Origin of the sequence: Pseudomonas sp. TMW22091, from assembly GCF_022496705.1 — a bacterium.
Lineage (GTDB): Bacteria > Pseudomonadota > Gammaproteobacteria > Pseudomonadales > Pseudomonadaceae > Aquipseudomonas > Aquipseudomonas saxonica.
On sequence record NZ_SCFI01000001.1, the window covers coordinates 59,247 to 82,317 of the forward strand.

The 23,071-nt window shown below is 52.9% G+C and carries 17 protein-coding genes and 1 riboswitch; of the genes, 6 read left to right on the forward strand and 11 right to left on the reverse strand.

What is annotated here, in order from left to right:
- Window positions 1-95: 95 nt before the first annotated feature.
- The 6 genes from EQV93_RS00290 to cobO are packed head-to-tail and all read right to left on the reverse strand — an operon-like array spanning window position 96 to window position 6,031.
- The gene (locus EQV93_RS00290) at window positions 96-1,562 is read right to left on the reverse strand and encodes a cobyric acid synthase (RefSeq protein WP_122784620.1); all 1,467 of its coding nucleotides are present in this window, start codon (window positions 1,560-1,562) and stop codon (window positions 96-98) included.
- A complete protein-coding gene (cobD, locus tag EQV93_RS00295) occupies window positions 1,559-2,551 on the reverse strand; it encodes a threonine-phosphate decarboxylase CobD (protein ID WP_122784621.1) in 993 nt (330 codons plus the stop codon). The genes EQV93_RS00290 and cobD overlap by 4 nt, the downstream gene beginning before the upstream one ends.
- The gene (gene cbiB, locus EQV93_RS00300) at window positions 2,544-3,452 is read right to left on the reverse strand and encodes an adenosylcobinamide-phosphate synthase CbiB (RefSeq protein WP_240890694.1); all 909 of its coding nucleotides are present in this window, start codon (window positions 3,450-3,452) and stop codon (window positions 2,544-2,546) included. The genes cobD and cbiB overlap by 8 nt, the downstream gene beginning before the upstream one ends.
- The gene (gene bluB / locus EQV93_RS00305) at window positions 3,449-4,099 is read right to left on the reverse strand and encodes a 5,6-dimethylbenzimidazole synthase (RefSeq protein ID WP_122784623.1); all 651 of its coding nucleotides are present in this window, start codon (window positions 4,097-4,099) and stop codon (window positions 3,449-3,451) included. Before bluB ends, cbiB begins: the two co-directional genes overlap by 4 nt.
- Window positions 4,096-5,409, reverse strand: coding sequence for a cobyrinate a,c-diamide synthase (locus EQV93_RS00310; protein ID WP_146427369.1), 1,314 nt, complete (start codon window positions 5,407-5,409; stop codon window positions 4,096-4,098). Before EQV93_RS00310 ends, bluB begins: the two co-directional genes overlap by 4 nt.
- Window positions 5,410-5,419: 10 nt before the next feature.
- Window positions 5,420-6,031 carry a cob(I)yrinic acid a,c-diamide adenosyltransferase gene (gene cobO, locus EQV93_RS00315; RefSeq protein ID WP_122784625.1) on the reverse strand — a complete coding sequence of 204 codons (612 nt, stop codon included), beginning with the start codon at window positions 6,029-6,031 and terminating at the stop codon, window positions 5,420-5,422.
- 82 nt (window positions 6,032-6,113) lie between these two features.
- Window positions 6,114-6,358, reverse strand: a riboswitch (cobalamin riboswitch).
- Between the two features lie 214 nt (window positions 6,359-6,572).
- On the opposite strand from cobO, the gene EQV93_RS00320 reads away from it, so the two are divergent.
- A complete protein-coding gene (locus EQV93_RS00320) occupies window positions 6,573-13,547 on the forward strand; it encodes a hypothetical protein (RefSeq protein WP_240890695.1) in 6,975 nt (2,324 codons plus the stop codon).
- A gap of 198 nt (window positions 13,548-13,745) precedes the next feature.
- Entirely contained in the window at window positions 13,746-15,053 is a 1,308-nt protein-coding gene (locus EQV93_RS00325; protein ID WP_146383966.1) for a PQQ-dependent sugar dehydrogenase, read from the forward strand.
- Window positions 15,054-15,113: 60 nt separating this feature from the next.
- Here the strand turns inward: EQV93_RS00325 and EQV93_RS00330 are convergent, their stop codons facing one another.
- The 5 genes from EQV93_RS00330 to EQV93_RS00350 form a co-directional block, all read right to left on the reverse strand.
- Window positions 15,114-15,653, reverse strand: a complete 540-nt coding sequence (locus EQV93_RS00330; protein WP_122784628.1) for a C40 family peptidase — start codon at window positions 15,651-15,653, stop codon at window positions 15,114-15,116.
- 143 nt (window positions 15,654-15,796) lie between these two features.
- Complete coding sequence (locus EQV93_RS00335; RefSeq protein WP_146383968.1) at window positions 15,797-16,429, reverse strand: C40 family peptidase; 633 nt, start codon at window positions 16,427-16,429, stop codon at window positions 15,797-15,799.
- Between the two features lie 203 nt (window positions 16,430-16,632).
- The gene (hda, locus tag EQV93_RS00340; RefSeq protein WP_122784630.1) at window positions 16,633-17,337 is read right to left on the reverse strand and encodes a DnaA regulatory inactivator Hda; all 705 of its coding nucleotides are present in this window, start codon (window positions 17,335-17,337) and stop codon (window positions 16,633-16,635) included.
- Between the two features lie 221 nt (window positions 17,338-17,558).
- Window positions 17,559-18,632, reverse strand: a complete 1,074-nt coding sequence (locus EQV93_RS00345; protein ID WP_122784631.1) for an AI-2E family transporter — start codon at window positions 18,630-18,632, stop codon at window positions 17,559-17,561.
- A gap of 30 nt (window positions 18,633-18,662) precedes the next feature.
- Complete coding sequence (locus EQV93_RS00350; RefSeq protein ID WP_240890696.1) at window positions 18,663-19,697, reverse strand: DUF2066 domain-containing protein; 1,035 nt, start codon at window positions 19,695-19,697, stop codon at window positions 18,663-18,665.
- Between the two features lie 374 nt (window positions 19,698-20,071).
- On the opposite strand from EQV93_RS00350, the gene purM reads away from it, so the two are divergent.
- The 4 genes from purM to EQV93_RS00370 all read left to right on the forward strand — a co-directional run bounded on the left by purM (window position 20,072) and on the right by EQV93_RS00370 (window position 22,948).
- On the forward strand, window positions 20,072-21,130 hold the full coding sequence (purM, locus tag EQV93_RS00355; RefSeq protein ID WP_122784633.1) for a phosphoribosylformylglycinamidine cyclo-ligase: 1,059 nt from the start codon (window positions 20,072-20,074) through the stop codon (window positions 21,128-21,130).
- Window positions 21,130-21,780, forward strand: coding sequence for a phosphoribosylglycinamide formyltransferase (gene purN / locus EQV93_RS00360; protein WP_122784634.1), 651 nt, complete (start codon window positions 21,130-21,132; stop codon window positions 21,778-21,780). The genes purM and purN overlap by 1 nt, the downstream gene beginning before the upstream one ends.
- A gap of 8 nt (window positions 21,781-21,788) precedes the next feature.
- Window positions 21,789-22,502 (forward strand): DUF3108 domain-containing protein, encoded by a 714-nt coding sequence (locus EQV93_RS00365; protein ID WP_240890697.1) that lies wholly within the window; start codon window positions 21,789-21,791, stop codon window positions 22,500-22,502.
- A 263-nt stretch (window positions 22,503-22,765) separates the two neighbouring features.
- Window positions 22,766-22,948 carry a hypothetical protein gene (locus tag EQV93_RS00370; RefSeq protein ID WP_019827733.1) on the forward strand — a complete coding sequence of 61 codons (183 nt, stop codon included), beginning with the start codon at window positions 22,766-22,768 and terminating at the stop codon, window positions 22,946-22,948.
- Window positions 22,949-23,071: the final 123 nt, after the last annotated feature.

Here is a 23,071-nt window from a genome sequence, read left to right on the forward strand (position 1 = left end):
GCAGCGATCGTAAATAGTTGAACCGTGATGCCCCCGAAGGAATACAACGCCTGATGTGCGGCGGCTACGCCACGGCACGCAGCCTTCGGCAGCCGCTACGAGACATGCAGTGCAACACCGCACAACTCACGCAGATACGCCGTGTCCAGATGGTTCTCAACCAGATCTGCCAGGCGCTCAATATCGCGCTCGCGCAAAGCGTGATAATCCACCTCCTGCACATCCTGCAAGCCGGCCCAACGCAGCAGTGCACTGCACGCAGCGGGTGATTCAAACAAGCCGTGCAAATAGGTGCCAAGCACGTGCCCGTCCAGACTTTGTGCGCCATCACAACGACCGTCCTGCAAGTGCACCGCTGGCAACTCCAGCCCTGCGCCTGTTGTCACGCCCGCATGAATTTCATAACCGCTGACCGCTGCGTTTTCCAACGTCAAATGCCCGCGCACATTGCGCAGCTGTTTCTCGGCAGCCAGCTCGGTACTGAAGGCCAGCAAGCCCAGCCCATCGCTCGAACCCGCAGGCCCTTCAAGCCCAAGCGGGTCGTGCACCTGCTCACCGAGCATCTGCAGACCGCCGCAAATGCCCAGAACTTTGCCGCCGTATCGCAAGTGACGGCGGATGGCCGTGTCCCAACCATTGGCGCGCAAATAGGCAAGATCACTGCGCACGCTTTTGGAGCCCGGAAGGATGATCAAATCCGCAGGCGGAATGGGCTGGCCCGGCCCGACAAACTGCAAGTTCACTTGCGGGTGCAAACGCAACGGGTCGAAATCGGTGTGATTGCTGATTCGCGGCAGCACCGGCACGACCACATTCAGCACCTGCTCCACCTTGTCGGTTTGACGCTGATCTATACCGTCTTCGGCCTCAAGGTGCAGGTCCATCACATACGGCAACACGCCAATCACTGGTTTGCCGGTACGCTGCTCCAGCCAGTCGAGTCCCGGCTGCAACAAGGCAATGTCGCCTCGAAAACGATTGATGATGAAACCTTTGACCCGAGCCTGTTCCGTGGGGGACAGCAGTTCAAGGGTTCCGACCAGATGCGCAAACACCCCGCCACGGTTGATGTCAGCGATCAGAATCACCGGACAGTCGACCGCTTCGGCAAAGCCCATATTGGCAATATCACCGGCTCGCAGGTTGATCTCTGCCGGTGATCCTGCGCCTTCAACCATCACCACAGGGTAGTGCTCACTCAAACGCTGGTGCGAGGCCAGCACCGCTTGCATGGCGATGGCTTTGTAATCGTGATACGCCACGGCATTCATGCTGGTCACCGCACGGCCATGGATAATCACCTGCGCGCCTGTGTCGCTGTTGGGCTTGAGCAACACCGGGTTCATGTCTGTGTGCGGTGCCAGCCCGGCCGCCTGTGCCTGCACGGCCTGTGCACGACCAATCTCACCGCCCTCTGCGGTCACGGCACTGTTCAGCGCCATGTTCTGGGGTTTGAACGGCACCACGCGCACGTCTTGACGTGTCAGCCAGCGGCACAATGCCGTGACCAGCGTGCTTTTACCGGCATCGGAAGTGGTGCCCTGCACCATCAATGTGCTCATGGAATTTCCTTGGTGAACGCCAACAACGCCTGCTCCAGCCTCAGCCAATCGCCTTCGGTTGCGGGCAAGCCAAAACGCACACTGCTGTTGTGGGGAAACAGACGCAGCAAAATTCCGCGTTGCGCCATAAATTCGTAAAGCCGGTCAGCATGGGGCGTGATTAACCACTGGAAGAGCGCACAGCCGCCTTGCGGCTGCAAGTCGTGCGCACTGAGCAAGCGCGCCAGACGCCCGCCAGCCAGTTCGCTGCGCTCACGCTGACGTTGCTGGGCTTGCGTGTCGAGCAGGCATGCCTTGCCGACAATACGCGTCGGCCCACTGACCGCCCAGGGTCCAACCTGCTCGGCCAGCAACTTGAGCAGTTTGAGTTCGGCCAGCACAAAGCCCAGCCGAACGCCGGCCAGACCAAAAAACTTTCCAAATGAACACAGCACAATCAGCCCGGTTCGCCAGCTATGGGTCGCCAGGCTCAGATCAGGCGTGTTATCCATAAAAGCCTCGTCAACCACCAGCCAGCCCCCGCGCTGTGCCAGCCGCGCATGCCACTCAAGCAAACGCTCGGGCGACAACTGCAAACCGGTGGGATTGTTGGGGTTGACCACCACCAGCACATCCAGTGTTTCAAGATAGAAATCGACTTCTTCTTCCGTGATTTCCCGCACGATGTGCCCGCTGCGCCGCCACGCTTCAGCGTGTTCGGCGTAGCACGGCGACAGCACGCCAACCTTGCCACTGCGGCGCAGACGCGGCAGCAGTTGTATCGCACATTGTGAACCTGGCACGGGCAGCACGTTCGGCGCGCCGTAGTAAGCACAGGCGGCGTGCTCCAGACCGTCATCGGTTTCTGGCAAGCGCGCCCAGGCACGTTCGGGAATGTCGGGCACGGCAAATGGCCAGGGAGCCAGACCGCTGGACAAGTCCAGCCAGTCCGACTCGGCAATGCCGTAATGAAGGACTGCCTGACGTAAACGGCCACCGTGTTCAAGCATAGAATTCACTCCCCACGCACAGAATCAATAACCATAACCACACGCCGCGCTGCACCAGTTGCCAGCCCCGGTCAATGGCGTCGGCGTCGGCAGGCGCGCCTTCACCCAGTTGCGGGCGCTCATGCAGCTCACCGTGGTAAATCGCGGCGCCGCCCAGTTCAACCGCCAAGGCACCCGCGCCCGCAGCCATAACCGGGCCAGCGTTTGGGCTGTCCCATTTGGGCGCTTGTGTATGCCAGCACTTGATGGCGAGCCTGGTTTTACCCAATACGGCGTAGGTCAACGCCACTAACCTCGCAGGAATATAGTTCAGGAGATCGTCAATACGCGCCGCCGCCCAACCAAAACGTTCAAAGCGCTCATTGCGATAGCCCCACATGGCATCCAGCGTGTTGCTTAGACGATAGAGCACCACACCCGGCGCACCGGCCACGACAAACCAGAACAACGCTGCGAACACTGCATCGCTGCCGTTTTCAAGCACCGACTCAGTGGCTGCACGAGCCACCTCGTTGGCGTCCAGCTCACTGGTCTGGCGACTGACCAAGTAGCCAACTCGCGTGCGCGCTTCCTCCAGATCATGGCTGCGCAATGCCTGAGCCACCGGTTGCACGTGCTCACCGAGGCTGCGCATACCCAGCGCGCAATACAGCGCCACAATGTCCACCAACCAACCGATGTAAGGCAGCCATGAAAAGGCGGTTGCCAGCACCGTCAATGGCAGCACCGCCAGCACCCAAGCCGTTACGCCATGACTGCGCCAGCCACGTCCGCCGGAGTTGAAGCGCCGTTCAATGCGCTCGCACATACGGCCAAACGCAACCAGCGGATGCCAGCGCTTGGGTTCTCCGAGCAGCGCATCCATCGCCACCCCGGCCACGCACAGCAAGGCCACACTCATGCACTGACTCCCCAATAATTCTCATACACCAACTCGCTGAGTGGACGTGCTTGCGCCCACCCTTCCAGCACCAGCATCGGCGCCGGGTAAAACGCTTCGACAGGCCCCAGGCAGAGCACAGCCAGAGGCTTGGCACCTGCGGGTAGACCCAGCAGGTCCGCCAGCGCTTGAGGCTCGAACAAAGAGACCCAGCCCATGCCCAGCCCTTCGACGCGGGCCGCCAGCCACAGGTTTTGAATGGCGCACGACAACGACGCCATGTCCATTTCCGGCAAGGTACGGCGGCCAAAAATATGTTTGTCGCGGTCATCCATCAACGCAGCCACCAAGACCTCGGCGCAATCGTTGATGCCTTCCACCTTGAGCGTCATGAACTCATCGGAACGCTCTCCCAACGCCTCAGCGGTACGCACTCGCTCCTCCTCGACCAACGCTTGAATCTTGCCGCGCAAAGGTCGATCGGTGATGCGGATAAACCGCCAGGGCTGCATCAGCCCTACGCTCGGGGCCTGATGCGCCGCTTCAAGTAAACGCGACAGCAGTTCAGGTGCCACACTGCCGCCAATGAAGTGGCGCATATCGCGGCGCTCGGCAATGGCTCGGTAAACAGCAGCCCGCTCTAGGGGGCTAAATGCATTGTTGCTCATGACACCTTCACGGCGCATGGCGCAAACAACGCGGCAATGGCCTGGGGATTGGACGGAAAGTAAAAGTGCACATAAGACGCAGTCATGCGCCCATCGCGATACACCGCTTCAGCGCCGCGCCCGCCATTGGGGCTCAAGCCCCGGGCAATGGGTTCAAGTTCGGTACTGGTCAGCGAGTGATGGTAGGTATGACCACGCAGCAGCCCTTCAGGCAGTTCGACGGCTTGCAATGCCAACGCCGCCAGACGTTTTTGCATGGTTGCCTCACCGGCCAGCAACCCCACCAGCTCAGCACGCTGGCCCTCTACGTCGGTCAGGGCATTGAGCAGATAAAGCATGCCACCGCATTCAGCCAGCAAAGGCTTGCCGCTGGCATGGTGGGCCCGAATGGCTTCCAGCATCGGGTGATTGCGCGACAGCTCAAGGTGATGCAACTCGGGATAGCCGCCGGGTAAATACAGACTGTCCGCTTCCGGCAATTGAGTATCGCGAATCGGTGAGAAGAACAGCAATTGAGCGCCCATTTCTCGCAATAACGCCAAGCTTGCGCCATAAGTGAAGGCAAATGCTTCGTCACGGGCTACCGCAATACGCACACCCGCCAACAGAGGCTCAACAGCAACAGGTTCAGGCGCATCAAACGTCACCGCGGGTGGCAGCGCTACCTCGCAGGTACTGGCCAAGGCATTGGCCGCCGCGTCAAGGCGGGCATCCAGGTCATTCAGCTCGCTGGCTTGTACCAAGCCCAAATGACGACTAGGCAATTCAATGCCGGTCTCTCGGGACAGCGCGCCATACCAACGCAAACCCTCAGTCAAACTGCCTTCCAGCAATTGCGCATGGCGCACCGTACCCACCCGGTTGGCCAGCACCCCGGCAAAAGGCAAGTCAGGTTGATAACGCGCCAGCCCCAAAGCCAAAGCCCCAAAGGTCTGGGCCATGGCCGTACCATCAATCACACCCAACACCGGCACCCCGAAATGCCGGGCCAGATCGGCACTTGAAGGCGTGCCGTCGAACAGCCCCATCACGCCTTCGATCAGGATCAAGTCGGCCTCACCAGCGGCTTCCCATAACAGACGGCGGCTTTCCTCTGCACCCACCATCCACAAATCCACCTGATACACCGGCGCACCACTGGCACGCTCAAGGATCATCGGGTCGAGAAAATCCGGGCCACATTTAAATACTCGAACCTTACGCCCCTGATTGCGATGCAAACGGGCCAAGGCGGCGGTAACGGTGGTCTTGCCCTGACCGGAAGCCGGTGCGGCGATCAATACCGCCGGGCAATGACGCGACTCTCTCATGCTTCAACACTCACAATTCGATGCCTTTCTGGGCTTTGATACCGGACTGAAAAGCGTGTTTGATCACGCCCATTTCAGTCACCGTATCGGCCAGATCAATCAGTTCAGGTTTAGCGCCACGGCCTGTGACCAGTACATGCTGCATCGGCGGCCGGGCTTGCAGGTCGCTCAATACTTGCTCAAGGTCGAGATAACCGTGCTTGAGCGCAATATTCAGTTCATCCAGCACCACCAGTCCGATGGCCGGATTGCGCAGCATTTCGCGGGACACTTCCCACGCAGCCTCGGCGGCAGCGATGTCACGCTGGCGGTCCTGGGTTTCCCAGGTAAAACCTTCGCCCATAACGTGATACCGCACTTGCTCAGGGAAGCGGCGGAAGAAAATTTCCTCGCCGGTGCTGTTGCGGCCCTTGATGAACTGCACCACGCCGCACTGCATCCCGTGACCCATAGCCCGAGCCAGCATGCCAAATGCTGAGCTGCTTTTACCTTTGCCATTGCCGGTCAATACCAGCAGCAAGCCGCATTCGTTTGGCGAGCTGGCAATGCGCTCATCCATAACTGCTTTTTTGCGCAGCATACGCGCCAGATGACGTTCATCACGTTCAGGGGATTCATTCATGGCAGCTCTCCGTTGGGGCTGAATTAAGCAAACGGGAGGCGGGGGAAATTGGTCACAAATCACACTGCATCGCCCGCCGCGAGAGTGCTGGATGAATCAGGCCGGTCTCCGGGCTCACAAGCGGGTCGCTCATTAATAGAACAACCCTTGACCGCACGCCTTCCCGTGACTGTTCACAGTGGCACTTTGTGCAGTTTTCACTCATTTACCGTTGCGGGGGCAGCGCCGGGATCGTGATGGCTGTGGCTTTCACAGTCACCTTCACCGGCTTCCCTGTTTCACTCGGCCAACCAAGGGTTGCAGAGCACCTGAAACAAGCCGCGAAGGTTAGAGGGTTGGGGGTGGAGCGTCAATTGAAGCCATGGACACCCCAACCTAAAACGAGATTTCCGACGTAATACACGCGCCAGATTAGTTGTCAGCTACAGTTTAAAAAGAACGTAGGAATTATCTCTTAGATCAAGCCTATGTCAGAGAAAGTTGACCCGGAATCCTTATCTCCCGTGATCGTCGCTTGCATTGATGATCAAGAGGATCACCAATGAAAGACTCGAAGGTTAGCTCTAATAATGAAAACTCTTCCGAGGGCTCAACCTTAAAGCGTTTCAAAACCTTAACAGATTTAGGCCAGTCGTTGGACACCCCCCTGTTGACTGAAGGATCTAAGAGAACGGGTCCGACAACAGGAATTTATCCGGTTAATGTGTTAGCGATGACACCCCATTCACAAGCCGCAGTACCTGGCCCCACAGAGGTATTCACTGAAGATTCAGACTTCGCCAATGAGATAGATACAACGCAAAACGAAGTGCCTGCCCTGCAAGCGCCTCAAACGCCTCAAACGCCTACAACATCGACCTTTGCGGCGCACCTTCAGGAAAATATTAAGCCAAAATTAGAACAGTGGCGCGAATACAACAAAATCAATAAAAACAAGATCCCCGACGAAGCCATTATCAAGCGCTCTAAAATTGAGGCACTTATTCAAACCGTCACTACAGCATTATCCATTTTCCATGGTCACCCTACTCTGCTTGACATCTTACACTTCGCCAATCGGATAGCCGTTATTTCCGAGCAAGAATGGAAGTCAGTTCAAGAAGCATCGATGAATGAGACGTTAATGGCTTTGAATAAAACCATTAACGCCCTTGAACAGGCAGCAAAGTCGCTGCAAACCACACACAACGACACATTGGCTTATTGGGAGGAATATGAACATGAACAACGTGAAACCCTCAAAAAGACATCGGCTGTTCTAATAATAGAACACATGCTGGGCTCACTGGACAAAGCTGATACTGCGTTTTCCGAAAAGGTAGACGCATCCGTTGAGCACGCCTTCAACCATGGGACTGTGGCATTTAATAATGAACTCGACACCCTGCTGCTGAAAAAAGTGAAGCTTCACAAATCAGAACGTTTTATTACCTTAGAAGAAAAGTCAAAGCAGGCCACTAAAGCTGCACAAAAAGCATTTAATTACTCACTGCACAAACTTCCAACACTCAAAGAAAAAACACAAAGTTCGCGAGCAATACAATACATTATTCCGGAACTATTTTCAGAATCGGGCCGTGCATTGAAAAGTGCTGCTGCTGATTTTGACAAAGCCCAATACGCCCTAAAAAAATCTGAAAGCACCAGCAATAAATTGATAAGAGCCGCTTATACAATGGGTAAAAAAACAGGCTCATTATTAAAATCAACCATTGAACTGATGGAGGAAGGTATCGTAGAAAGAGTGATATCAACGGTAGGAGATGCCTCCCACGATACGCTTGACTACACACGCACCAAGTTGCCTTCACTGGCAAAAAGGGGCGTTTACAGCCTTCAGATATTAGGACTAAGTGCATTAAAAAACTGGGGAGAATCAGTAACCCCCTCAAGTGAAGACAGTATTAATTTTGATGCCACACTGAGTGTCACGCCGCTCGAAATACTGGCCGCGACACAAGATCTTCTTGTGGTCACACAGAAAATGCTGGCCTCCGCGCATGAAGCGAGTAAAACAGTAAAAGCCTTAGAAAAAAAACAAGAGCCCACAGACAGCGAGATAAAAAAACTTCCCAACACACTAAGTCGGGACTTTAAATTGGCCACGCCACTAGAACAACAACTTAACGTTTTGACTCAGCACGCTATTCAAGCCGTCATGGAAATAGAAAGAGAGGCCTTAACAAAAAAAAGCCTCGAATCAAATTCTAAACTCAAAGACAAAGAGAAGAGTATTTCAACGCTGGAAGAGGCTAAAACAGCAGCGCTGCGTGTAGCACCGCACGTACAGACGCACACGTCTGATGAAGCGTTCAAGGCTTTAATGGATGCTACGCTGGCGGATATAGACCCACGATACAAGCGTGGGGCCGAGCGCAAACTGATTTCACTTTCAAACACTATCAAACCCGCCGCGAAGCTCTTATTCGAAGCCGCGACAGACCTTATGAATACTGCAAAGCTGCCAACTGAAAAAGAAACTCAACTAGAGGTGATGATTTCAGCGCTTAAGAATGTGGAGAATAAAACCCGCGACGTTAAGGCCACAATAAAACTTGCGCTGACTCAAATGACAGGTTCTGCACTGCATAATTATTCACACCGAGGGCTTCTGGCGAAAGACATTGGTGAATTTATTGCTTCAGAGAAAGCCGCCTATTTGAAAAACAATCCTGGTACAGATTCGGATATTGATGGCGCAGTAGAGCAGATGCTTAGCAAATTACAATCAGACCTGACTACCCCTGAAGACAGCCAAGGGAAAGTGCTCGGCAAATGGATTAAAATGGCTGTAAAGGACGCAGAGAACGACGACATATCATGGCCTGCATCCCTCGAAGCCATCTTGAATCAACACCCTAAAATAAAACAATATTTGCATGAATGGGGCGCCAAGAAGTTTAACTATAATTTACTTCTCGGCATGGTATCGGCTACGGCGCAAGACAGTGCCCGCACACTGGAACGTTTAGTCTCAATACACCCCAATAGAAATCTGTTGAGCCCCCGTATGGCTTATTTAAAAGTCTTACTGGCGCCTTTGACCATCGGCTTAGTTATACGGGGTCTTGGACAAGCCACCCGAGTCGGTGAAAACCCACAATCGGCTATCAAAAAATTCCTCAAACTTGAAGCCGGAAAATTAGCCTTCAGGTTGTTCACCAGTGTACTCCCTTCCGCAGCCATTACCGCCTTGTCGGGAGCTTTAACCTTGAGTGGCTTTTATAAGGGCGGAAAATTTAACGAAGAATACCTTGAGCAAGCTAAAAAAAGAATGAACTTAAACTTAGTCTCGGCAGGTATTGAACAGCCTTTTATGCTGCTTAAAACGCACTATTTAGCTCAAACCCAACAATATTTCTCTCCCGTTGAAAACATACCTGAGTCATCAAATACGCCTTCGTTCGATATGCAGGCAATTGATGATCTTGCCAACGACATGGATGTGAAGATTGAAGACACCGATGCTCAGCCCCTAGAAACTGATACCCATGAGGATTCTTCATCGTCACCTGCAGCCAACACAGACAGAACTCCTCGTACAAAAAGATCGGTAAACCCCACTGGCAATACTGATTTACGCGCTAATGATGACGACACAAAGACTGAGCCACTCACTCAAGATCGAAACCAAAACCGAAACCGACTTACTCTGCTCATGAGGTCTATAGATAAAATAAAACAAGACATATCCCGTATAAAAGAGGAAGAAGCCCCTGAATCTGAAATCGATAAAAAACAAAAGGAATTAAATCGTATTGAACAGCAATTCGCATCATTCAGTAATAGCCTTCCGACGGAGCTCGTTATTGAAACGAAGCGTGAGTATATTAAAGCCAATCTCTATGCACTTAATAAATTAGAAGAAATGAAGGCCTATTATCCTAAAGCTGTGAACCGCGTCTGGAATAATTTCGATCCTTACCAAAAAGTTAATTTCTCTTTTTCCAAGATTGACCCTGACAATCCAAGCAAGCCTATAATTTACAGAGGCCAGGCTGATCTAATTGACTTCTTTAATGGAAGAGCAAAGCAGCGAATGATCAGTTTAAATTGTGTCGACCCCTTCATTTTCGAAGGATCACAGGCACGCACAGCTGAAGTTGTCAACGAACTAAACAGTGGCAGTGGCGATTACACGCCAGGCCAATGGAGCAAAAATAAAGCGTTGAATAGCCTTGTGACACCAGATGATAAATCCAAAGATCTTATCCGCCCGAAATCAACGGATGTGGTCACCGTTAAAGTTTATACAGATGCAACCACTTTCAAGTACAAAAAAATACCCCTCGATGACTACATCCGCCGTCGCTACCTGACAGAGTCAGAAAAATCCTCTGGCTTGAATATTAAGCCCGAAGTGACATGGCCAACTCACCACACTGAAAGTTGGCAAAAGTCTTTGGCCACACCAGAGTTTCATGACGATTACATGCGTGGCGATACGGCCATTAAAACAGCTGCCACTTCAACACCCACCCTCAGTAATGCCGTGAAGGCCTTGGCCACTAAAATGTGGGGGCACGAAGATTTCAGCAACCGTATTAGCGCCCATCCGCAATTGAAAGTTATGACCCCAGATTCAATTATTACCTTTGAGGAATATCGCTTTGGCGTTAAGAAACAAACATCCATGACGTTCCTGGAATTTATTACGGAGGGCCATCAGCTCATCAAAAACTCAGACTACACTCTCATCACTGATCCCCCTGGACTAACGCTCGATGATCCGCTGTTGGAAGACATGATTAAAACGAACGTTGCCGCTCGCAAAGTCGTAGCTCACCTCTACGAGGTTACTGCAGCTGCACAAAAGATAAAAATACCTCACCCTTTAAGCATTCTACAAGAGGAATTGGATAACGCTGTTATTGATAAACAAACGGGCACCGACTTTTTCAAACATCCAAAATTGACAGACACGATAAAAATCAACTACACGGAAACTTGGAAATATGAGCCAGCCGATATAGGAGGCAATATAAGGTTCGTCTTAGGTAAAACAGGAGTCCTTCCAGAAGCAATAAAAGAAACTAAAGAATTTACAATCTTTGAAATTATGCAGAAAAAACACATCCGACACGCTATTGCTAATTCGTATAAGAACATTTATTTTGACCCTGACAGCGTGTATGACCTGAACGTGTTGAGCAAACTGGCCACCACCGATTGGCAAGTCCATCTCGAGGGTATATACCAACAGCTAAGAGATGATCCCGAATTTTTTAAAAACTGGAAAACTGTCATCGCTCCGATTCTTTACCAACATATCAAAACCAGTTTTTCAGAGAAACCTTTCCACACTGTGATCTACAACGATAGGCCTATTGCGGGTGTTTACGCAGTCAGCAAACCCAACGGTAGATTTGAGTTACGTTCACTGCTGAATAATACCCATTTTGAATTCCGCGACGCTGGAAATATGATAGCGGCTTTTAACATGGGTTATGAATCGTCTAAATATTTAAACCCCGTGGATACGCTGAGTCCATCTCTGCAACCTGGGCAGCAGGATAAAGAATTTTATTCATGGCTGACACCGCACATGTCTGAAGATCAAAAAGAAGCGGCCGTCGTGCAAAGTGCTCTTCCCTATGTTCCCACCCTAGAACTTGCAGAGCCAAAGTACCCGTCTGACATGCACTCTTTAGGCCAAAATGCCGAAGACTTTGCAAGCACCTTGTTTACCCTTTGTTTTGATCAGCTTCTCGCTGATGCTGACGCAATAACCAAATCCAATGCTGAACTTATCGGCCATGCATTCTTTCAAGCCGTTACCGACGCGGGGCCATATTTGGCTGGGGCCACTTCCTTTTTGAGCGGTGCTATTGGATATGGCGTAGGATTAGGATTGGCTGCCGTTCCATTTGCGGAATTACTGATCTCAGACAGCGCTCAGGAATCACGTGAAATTTTCTGGATGGCTTTTATTAACGCTGCTATTGATTACAAACTTGACTTTGCGTTAAAACCCTCTATTAAAAAATTCATCAAAAGTGGCATTCCGTTTCTCTCTAATTCTTTCCAGGCGATCAAGAAGACTGCCAACTTATTCGAATCTTCCAGCCTGAAAGCTACAAAATTAAACTCTTGGATAGATGTGACTCACGACCTAGCCTTGATAGGTAAAACAAAATATAAAACAGCTAAATCATTAAGTACCTCATTCACCTTCCCAAAATACGACAACGATATGAATCTTATACCAAACACAGCTGATCGGATCAGTACGGCGTTACTCACCGCTCATGTGAGTACAGTCCAAAGTAGCCCCTTTGTCGCCAAAAAAGGGGATCTCATTGTGTTTATAGCTACACCCGGAACAACCCCTCAAAATGAAGTGCCAAAGGTTAAACACGTCATGGTATGCATAGGCGATGGCCTTTTCAGCGGTGCAGGTAACGATGTGTTGGACCCCACATTGAGCAGTGAAAAGCAAATTCTCACGGCTGAAGAGCTGATCAAACTAAGTGAACGCGGCATAGCTAACGCCGACGACGTTTCAGATACTACACCGTTGACGATTCGAGTGTTAACGCCTAAAGACGATGAGGTAGAACCTGAGAAACCAACTTCAGCGCTTTATATCCCTAGCAAACAATACCACGGCCGCTTTGGTGATAAAGCACTTTGGCAAAACCGCACCGCTTTCGATACATTCGAGACCCACGATGGATCGAGCGTGCTCAGAATAAAAAATCGTCTATCTCAAACTATTACAGTCAACTGTACGACATCGGATGAAAGTATACGCTGGAGAATCGACTGGTCGCCTGAGCTACTCCAATCCAGTGACATCAGCTTTATTGAAAGCGACTCCCTGGGTGATATTCTGGTCAACTTTGAAACCTTATTAGAGAACTGCCAAGACAATCATTTAGCGTATGAAGTCACACTGCCTGGTGGATTCAAAGAAGCAGGCTATCTAGAAAATTTTGCGCACTCAGTGTCCTTTGAACATAGCCCGCACGTGCTTGACAAACCGTTGCCCGAAACGAATGGTTATTGGGACAACACTTTGAATGGGTTAAGCCAGGAGCAATGGACTGCTGCAGTCGATAATTATGCAAAAGGCAAAACCACCATTAACCTGTCTAGCGAAAGTGACTTCTTTAATTTCCTGATCACTTTCCATCGAGACGACAACCCTGACTCCCAGTATGAATACATATACAACGTTGAGGACATGAAACAAAAATATGACAAAATCATCAGCAGCCGAACGATCGCAGGGATATTGAATGAGATAATGATATCTGCAGGTTGCCTCCCCCCTGAGGGAATGAATAAATCGCCGTTTTCCAAACAAGGCTTATCCAATTTCCTAGGAAAATTAGCGAATACCTTAACGTCTGAGAACAGCTTTGAACTTGATCACGACACGCTGAGCTCTAGCACTCTAGATCTGCAAAAATTCAATACAGACTTAATTACAATGACCAGCCAAAAAGGTTTCTCTCCCGTATTTTCCGAATCGATGCTGCTTATCCTTTATAAAAACAAAAAGGCGATTTGATAAAACCGCCTAATCAATCAACGGTTCACTCCTTATTAACAAAACTCATCAGGCGTCCCTTGAGCGCTATCTAGTTTACTCTCTATTTTTTGCTGAATATAATTTTAAGCTTTTTTTGAATACCGCAATGCCCTGCTGAACTATTTATCCGCTCTACATCTCTATTAATTGTACCCCTCAACTGGATGGATATTTCTCATGCCCCAATTAGCAAACGCTGTGGTCGTTTTTTTGGCGGTTGGCTTAGCTGCCTGTGGTGAAAGTTCTACTTTACAGGTGAGTGACGGCAGTGGGCCCTCCCCGAAACTGCCTGAGCCCAATAAGACTTTGATACCGACTGTCAATATTGCTCCTGCCATCGGTTGGCCTGCCGGTGCTACACCTGTCGCCGCTCAAGGCTTGAAGGTTGCTGCATTCGCCGAGAATCTCGATCACCCCCGTTGGCTTTACGTCCTTCCAAATGGCGATGTGTTGGTGGCCGAAACCAATGCCCCGCCAAAGCCTGACGACAGCAAAGGCATTCGAGGCTGGGTTATGGAGAAAGTCATGGGCCGTGCGGGGGCTGCTGTACCGAGCGCGAACCGGATTACATTGTTGCGCGATACAGACCATGACGGTATTGCCGACACCCGCTCGGTGTTTATCGAAAACCTTAACTCTCCATTCGGGATGACCCTGGTGGGTAACGACTTGTATGTCGCTGACTCGGATAAGCTGTTGCGCTTCCCCTACCAGGAGGGTGAACAGTCCATTAGTGCTAAGCCGGTCACGGTGGTCGAACTTCCTGGTGGCCCGCTTAACCATCACTGGACCAAAAACGTTATCGCCAGCCCGGACGGTAAAACTCTGTATGTGAGCGTGGGCTCTAACAGTAACGTTGGCGAGAACGGTCTGGACAAGGAAGAAGGTCGAGCTGCGATCTGGGAAGTTGATCGGACCACTGGCAGCCATCGAATTTTTGCGTCCGGGTTGCGTAACCCCAATGGCATGGCCTGGGAACCCAAGACTGGCAAACTCTGGACTGCGGTCAATGAGCGTGACGAAATCGGTAGCGATCTTGTGCCCGATTACATGACATCGGTGCAGGACGGCGGATTCTACGGCTGGCCTTTCAGCTATTACGGGCAACATGTGGACAGTCGAGTCAATCCGCAAAATCCGGAGTTGGTCGCTAAAGCCATTGCTCCAGATTACGCTTTGGGCCCCCATACAGCCTCCCTGGGCTTGACCTTTGCCGAAGGCAGTCATTTACCCGAGTTTAAAGAGGGCGCATTTGTAGGCCAGCACGGCTCCTGGAACCGTAAACCGCTCAGTGGCTACAAGGTGATTTTTGTGCCGTTTGCACAAGGCAAACCGAGTGGCATGCCGGTGGATGTGCTGACCGGCTTTGTGAATGCGGACGAGAAGGCCCAGGGTCGGCCGGTAGGAGTGGTGGTTGATAAACGAGGGGACTTGCTGGTTGCCGATGATGTGGGCAATACCGTGTGGCGTGTTTCACCGAAGTAGGCGCTCTGCAAGCCAACCCTAGCCCAATGGGAGAGGGTTGGGCTCAGAGGTTTTAAACCTCTATGGAAGACGCGCCAGGTGCTGCTCGGTCGGCAGCACGCGCTTGGCGTTTAGATAGGCTTTTTGCCAATAGGCTTTGGACAGGCTGTCCAGTTTGACTGTGCCGCCGGTAGCAGGTGCATGGACGAAGCGGCCCTCACCCACATAGATACCGGCATGGCTGACCTGTGAACCACCGTTAGTGGCGAAGAACAGCAGATCTCCGGTTTGCAACTTGTCCTTGCCGACATTCTGCGCCCTCATCACGATCATCTCGCGCGTCGTGCGTGGCAGCGATATTCCCGCCATGTCGTTATAGACGTACTTGATCAACCCGCTGCAATCAAACCCGGAATCAGGGGTGTTGCCACCCCAACGATAGGGCGTGCCCACCAAACTGAACGCACGAAAGAGCACATCGGCGGCAATCGGCGATATTTCTTCAGGAGCAGTGGAGAACACAACCGGGGTGACCACAGGGGGCGGCGGCGGTGTGTGGCTGGCGCAGGCACTGAGCAGTGCTGCTAGAGTCAAAAGAGATGCGCGGGCCATGGTCGACATAAACAGAACTTCCTGATTCTGGATACGGCAACTGTGGCCGCGAAACCCAAAGCCGCGAAAGGGAGTACCTGGCGGCTTCAAGAATTTAACATTGCGACCGAATTCTAGCCCTTAGAGGCCAAACTTCAAGTAAGACTTTAACTTTACTTGCGGGCAACTACGCTCGCTGGATTACCGGGTGCCATTGCCAAGGCCCGCTTGGCCTCGATAAACGTCTTGCTCCAGTAGGAATCCCCGAGATTATCAATCCGCACACCACCGCTGCGGCGGCTGCTGGAGTGGATAAACTGGTCATCGCCCAGGTAAATCCCGGCATGGCTGACGCGGCCACGGCCATTGGTGCTGAAGAACAGCAAGTCACCTGGCTTGAGGTTGTTTCGTGCGACCAACGGTGCATTAACGTTGATCATTTCACGCGTGGAACGCGGCAATTGCATGCCAGCTTCCTCGCGGAACAAGTAACCGATAAAACCGCTGCAATCGAAGCCCGCCTCAGAGGTGCCGCCAAAACGGTAACGGGTACCGATCAAGGACATGCCACGCTCAAGAATGCTGTCAGCCAAAGCCGGCAATTCGTAAGGCTTGCTGTTCTCGGAAAACTGTTCAAGTTCTTTTTCGGTCGCCAGTTCTTCCTGATAAAGAGCGGAAGTCTGCGATACCGATGTGTTTTGAGCCGATTGTTCAACCACTTGCTGCGACACAGGTGTGTGTGCTGCACAGCCAAACAATAGGGTAACCAGTGCGAGGGGCACGAGGGGTGCAAAGCGCTTTAGCATGGGCACGACCGTGTCTTGTGGGAAAAGTAGTCGCGACTATGCCTTCTATGATCCTCATTTGCAAATTCAATCGATTAAAATGTGACTCCGCGGTTTTATCGTGACATGTGAGGGTCAAAACCCTTGCCAATAGCTTTTGCGTATATCGCCCACCGAAGCACAGGGGTTCTAACAGCCGACAGACATGCAGTGCTTAGGTGGCTTTACCAGCCGAGGGTTTCTTTCAGGAAGGGAATGGTCAGCTTGCGCTGTGCTTGCAGGGAGGCCTGATCCAGTCGCTCCAGGAGATCGAACAGCGCGCTCATGCTGCGGGTGCCGCGGGTCAGTATGAAATGCCCCACTTCGTCGGTCAGGTGCAGACCCCGGCGCGATGCGCGCAATTGCAGGGCACGCAATTTGTCTTCGTCGGACAAGGGGCGCATCTGGAAGATCAGCGCCAGCGTCAGTCGACTCTTGAGGTCAGCCAGCTTGATCGGTAACTCGCGGGGGGAGGCAGAAGCAGCAATCAGCAGACGGCGGCCACTGTCGCGCAAGCGATTGAACAGGTGAAACAGCGCCTCTTCCCAGTCAGCACGACCTGCGACGGCCTGAAGGTCATCCAGGCAAACCAGTTCGTATTGTTCAAGGTTATCGAGGATTTCAATGCCGCGATCCAGCAACTCAGCCAACGGCAAGTACACCGCAGGTTCACCCATCTGTTCAAACCGCAAGCAGGCGGCCTGTAGCAAATGGGTACGACCTACCCCGTGCTTACCCCAAAGATAAATCAGACTTTCTGTCCAGCCGGCGTCGGCTTCGCACAGACGCTCGACATAGCCGAGTGCAGCGGCATTGGCGCCTGGGTAATAGTTTATGAAGGTAGCGTCGTCACGCAGACGCACACCTAGGGGCAGCTGAATCGGTTTCATGCTGACTGAACAGTTCAAGCGAACCGTTAGTGGCCTCTGTGTAAAGTTTGCAAAGTTTATACCCGTGTAGCCGGGCGCACAATGTAACAGACCACGAACAAAATCAAAGGTTTGCGTTAACAGTCTGGAATGATTGAGTTTTTTCTGACACCGCGCGAGCTTGAGCACCTACAAAAAGGCGGGGCACTCGAAAATACCCCGCCTCATCACCACGTGTTTCTTTACAACTCAGGGTCTTCTTCGCCTTTGAATGCTTGCGAATCCTTATACATATCGTGCATGTGGCGCACGAGCACCATGATTACGGCAGCCACTGGCAACGCCAGCAGCACGCCGGTAAAACCGAATAACTCGCCACCGGCCAAAATCGCAAATATGACGGCAACTGGATGCAGACCGATTCGGTCCCCCACCAACAAAGGGGTGAGCACCATGCCTTCAAGCGCCTGGCCGACCATAAATACCGCAACGATGCCCAGCATTGGGTACAAATCACCACCGAACTGGAACAGTCCTGCAATCAGCGCGGCGCCAATTCCGATGATAAAGCCCATATAGGGCACGATAGCCGCCAACCCCGCCATCAGGCCGATAATCAGGCCCAAATCCAGACCCAACAGCATCAGACCAGCTGAATAGATCACGCCTAACGCCAGCATCACCAGTAACTGACCGCGCAGAAATGCCCCCAGCACGTCATGGCACTCTTCAGCCAACGACACAATCTTGTCAGCGCGATCGCGGGGTAACAGGCTGCGGATTTTAGCCAGCATGATGTCCCAATCGCGTAGCAGGTAAAACGCCACGACAGGAATCAGTACCAGGTTGGCCAAAAAACCGACCAGAGCAAGGCTTGAAGTAGTCGCCTGTGAAAGCACGGCACCGACAATGTCACCCGCCTGCCCGATATGCTCGGTGATGGCGGCCTTGATCTTGTCGAAGTTCCAGAATGAATCACCCAAGCCGAATTTGGCTTGCACCCAGGGCATGGCGGTATGTTGCAGCCAATCGAGTACCAGCGGGGCCAATTGATAAAGCTTCATCAACTGCTTGGCCAGCAATGGCACGAGCACCAGCAACAACGCCACTAAAATGACAGTAAACAGGGTAAAAACCGTTACAACGCCCCAGGTTCTTGAAAAACCGTACTTTTCTAGCCGATCAACAACCGGATCGAACATATAGGCCAGTACTACCGCGACCAGAAACGGCGTAAGTATGGCATGCAAAAAATAGACAAAAAGGATCGCAGCCAACGCTACGCCCCACCACACCCATCGCCGCGAATCCGTCATGAACAACCATCCTTTATATAGAAGAAAACCCTACCAGCTAAATCGCAACTGGCCGGACGACTCACCCGCGGGTGCTGGCACTTGCCCGTCGGTGGATACAGCAGGCACCTGATCAGCCGGTACTTCGCGCAACTGAGCCAGCCCCAGTTGTGAGCGCAATTGTTCGGTGCTGCCGTTGACGCGGTAAACAGCGCGGTCGCCTTCAATACGCTGAAGCTGGCCGCCAAACGGCTCCAGCAAGCGGCCCATTTGAGCATAGTGCTCAAGATTCATGCCCTGAACTTGCAGTGCCTGCTCTGTGGCTACGCCCGGTTTGACCGCGTAACGCGGCGCCAGACGCTGGCTCACCTGAAGCATGACTGCATCAGCCAGCGCAGGTTGATCTGCCGCCTCGGCACTGCCCTGCTCTTGCTGATCGCCCACCCACAAACGCCACTTGGCAGTCCACTTGCCATCGTCTTCGTGAGCGTGAACAGCCAGTAGCGCATCAGCCCCGTAACGCTCGGAAGCCTCTTTCAGCGGCGCCGGGTTGCTGCCCTCAAGATTTTCAGCAGTGCCCACCAACTGCTCGCTCAAGTCCGCTAAAGGCAAGCGCAGCGGCAGGCCGCGATGCTGGGCCGCACGACGCAACGGTTCTGCAGCTGACTGACCATCGCCCACCAGGCTTGAGCCCTCTACTGAATCGCTCAGCCACCAGCCAAGCAAGGCTGGACGATTGCTGCCCCACAACGACAAACCGGCCTGACGCAACACACGGTCTGTGCTCACGGGGTCAAAGTCGACTTGCAGGCTTTCGGGCGGGCCCGCGTCATATCCGTATTGGCTGATGATCTGCTGAGGGTCTTTGCGGACGGCTTCCAAGGCCGGGTTTTGCAGCGCCTTGGCATCCCCAGTCAAGCGCAACACCAGTGTTTCCAAAGCTTTTTGCGTGGCCTGGGTACGTTCCTCAGGTGTTTGACTGTTTACCGGCTCGCGCACTTGGTACAGCCCCGTAAGGATTTCAGCGTGACTGGCCAAACTGAAAAAAGACAAACAACCCACAGCGATAAATTGATGAAAACGCATGAAAAATTCCTGACGGCCAATAACACTATTGAAAAGCCATATAAAAACACTCGATAAGGTGTCAGACAGGCCCACGGCCGAATCATTCACTGACGCATCGTCGTTTTCATTCGGTCATAAAAAATCAAAACACTGCGGCTATACCTTATTACAAGCTTCCTGACACGGGTTAAAAAAGGTTTTTTTCGACAGATATGACCCTGCCCGTCGGCCCGAGGATGGCCGCTGCCCTTCAAGCCTGATAAAATCGCGCGCCTTCGCAGACCGGCGACAGCCGGGCGCCCTGCCAGTGCTCTGTTTCATACCTTGAGCCTGTGCAAGCCCGCCCTCTGAACTCGGTCGATACCCCCGAATCCCCCCTAAAGGCCTGGATTATGAGCAAGCAACCATCCCTGAGCTACAAAGACGCCGGTGTTGACATCGACGCCGGTGAAGCATTGGTCGAACGCATCAAGAGCGTGGCCAAGCGCACTGCACGCCCGGAAGTGATGGGCGGCCTCGGCGGTTTTGGCGCCCTCTGCGAAATCCCGGCTGGCTACAAGCAGCCTGTTCTGGTTTCTGGCACCGATGGTGTAGGCACCAAGCTGCGTCTGGCGCTGAACCTGAACAAACACGACAGCATCGGTATCGACCTGGTGGCCATGTGCGTTAACGACTTGATCGTTTGCGGCGCAGAGCCTCTGTTCTTCCTCGACTACTACGCCACTGGCAAGCTCAACGTAGAAACCGCCACCCAAGTGGTAACCGGTATCGGCGCTGGCTGTGAGTTGTCCGGTTGCTCGCTGGTAGGCGGCGAAACCGCAGAGATGCCTGGCATGTACGAAGGCGAAGACTATGACCTGGCCGGTTTCTGCGTAGGCGTGGTCGAGAAATCCGAAATCATCGACGGCTCTAAAGTAGCAACTGGCGACGCCCTGCTCGCCTTGCCGTCTTCTGGCCCGCACTCCAACGGTTACTCGCTGATCCGCAAGATCATCGAAGTGTCGGGTGCCGACATCGAAAACATCCAGCTCGACGGCAAGCCACTGACCGACCTGCTGATGGCGCCAACCCGCATCTACGTCAAGCCGTTGCTCAAGCTGATCAAAGAAACCGGTGTTGTTAAAGCCATGGCCCACATCACCGGTGGTGGCCTGCTGGACAACATCCCGCGCGTTCTGCCAAAAGGCGCTCAAGCCGTGGTTGACGTCGCCAGCTGGCAGCGCCCGGCTGTTTTCGACTGGCTCCAGGCACAAGGCAATGTGGACGAACACGAAATGCACCGCGTGCTGAACTGCGGTGTTGGCATGGTCATCTGCGTGGCTCAGGCCGATGTTGAAACCGCGTTGAACGTACTGCGTGAAGCCGGCGAACAGCCTTGGGTCATCGGCCAGATCGCAACCGCCGCTGAAGGCGCTGCGCAAGTTGAGCTGCAAAACATCAAGGCGCACTAATGCCTGATACCTGTGATGTGGTGGTGCTGCTTTCCGGCACCGGCAGCAACTTGCAGGCCTTGATCGACAGCGATGACGTCAAGGGCAGCCCGGCCACTCTGCGCGCGGTGATTTCCAACCGCGCCGACGCCTACGGCCTGCAACGCGCCAAAGACGCGGGTATCGACACCCGCGTACTGGATCACACAGCCTTCGAGGGCCGCGAGGCCTTCGATGCTGCACTGATCGAAGTCATCGACACATTCAAACCGCAACTGGTGATTCTGGCCGGATTCATGCGCATCCTCAGCGCTGATTTTGTGCGTCACTACCAGGGGCGACTGCTCAATATCCACCCTTCGCTGCTGCCCAAATACAAAGGGCTGCACACCCACCAGCGCGCGCTGGATGCCGGTGATCGCGAACACGGGTGCAGTGTTCACTTCGTCACCGAGGAACTCGATGGCGGACCTCTGGTCGTACAGGCAGTGGTACCGGTAGAGTCTGACGACTCCGCGCACAGCCTGGCCCAACGGGTTCACGCACAGGAACACAGGATCTATCCTCTTGCAGTGCGCTGGTTTGCCGAAGGGCGTTTGTCACTTGACGAACAGGGCGCATTATTAGACGGTCAATTACTTGCGGCCAGCGGCCACTTGATACGAACCTAGGAGACATTATGCGTCGTGCCCTGCTCCTCGCCCTCAGCCTGCTGGCTATTCCAGCAGTGCAGGCGGCCGATCTTCAGCCCTTCACCGCCAGCTACACCGCCGACTGGAAACAGTTACCCATGAGCGGTTCTGCCGAGCGTAGCCTGAGCAAAGGTGACAAAGGCGACTGGGTCTTGAACTTCAAGGCTTCCATGATGCTTGCCAGCCTGACCGAAACCAGCACCTTCAAGGTTGAGAACAATACCTTGCTGCCGTTGAAGTATACCTTTGAGCGTGGCGGCTTGGGCAAGACTAAAAAGGTCAATCTGGACTTTGACTGGGCCACCAAAATGGTGACCGGTATGGATAACAATGACCCGGTCAAACTGCCGCTGATTTCCGGCATGCTCGACAAGTCCACTTATCAGCTGGCCTTGCAGCGTGATGTGGCTGCCGGCAAAAAAAGTATGAGCTACCAGGTGGCTGAAGGAGATAAAGTCGATACGTATGACTTCCGCGTTCTCGGCCCGGAAAAGGTCAAAACCAAGGCTGGCTCCATTGATGCCATCAAGGTCGAACGTGTCCGCGATCCGACCAAGAACAAACGCACGACCGTGATGTGGTTTGCCCCTAAATGGGATGCGCTGCTGGTTCGCCTGCAACAGGTCGAAACCGACGGTAAGGAATACAACATCATGCTGCTGGACGGCACGGTGGGTGGAAAAGCAGTCAAAGGCGATTAATTTCCTGCACCTAGCGTCAACTTGAAAAAACCTCGCTTCGGCGAGGTTTTTTTTCGCCTGAAGTAATCGCAACATGAAACATTTGTCATAAAACTATCGCTCAAATCCATAAACACCCCGAAAACAAAGGGCTGTAGCGATTCAGCGTTTTTGCGCAACATGACAGCCATACATTAGGCTATTTACTTAGGGAGCTAACAGATTCTATAAAGAAGACCTGCGACGCCTTGCCGCAGGCCTTCTTTAGAATTTGGAGCAAGCAGATGACTATCAAAGTAACTGAGCGCGACGATTCACGTATGTTCCACCAACTGGTAGCCCACGGTGTTCACCTGTGGGATGTTCATCAAGAAGACGTATTGGTCGGTATGTTCCACCGCGAAAGCGACGCTCACAGCTATAAAGCCGAGCTGGAAAAGCTGGAAGCGCAGAAACGCCAGGCATGAATCACTGAAACTACTGTCTTGAAAAACACAAACCCCGCCGAAGCGGGGTTTGTCGTTTCCGAACTCTAGAGGTTCGTGTAGCCGCTGGCGAAGCAACGAGGCTGCGTCAGGCGGCGTTTTTCG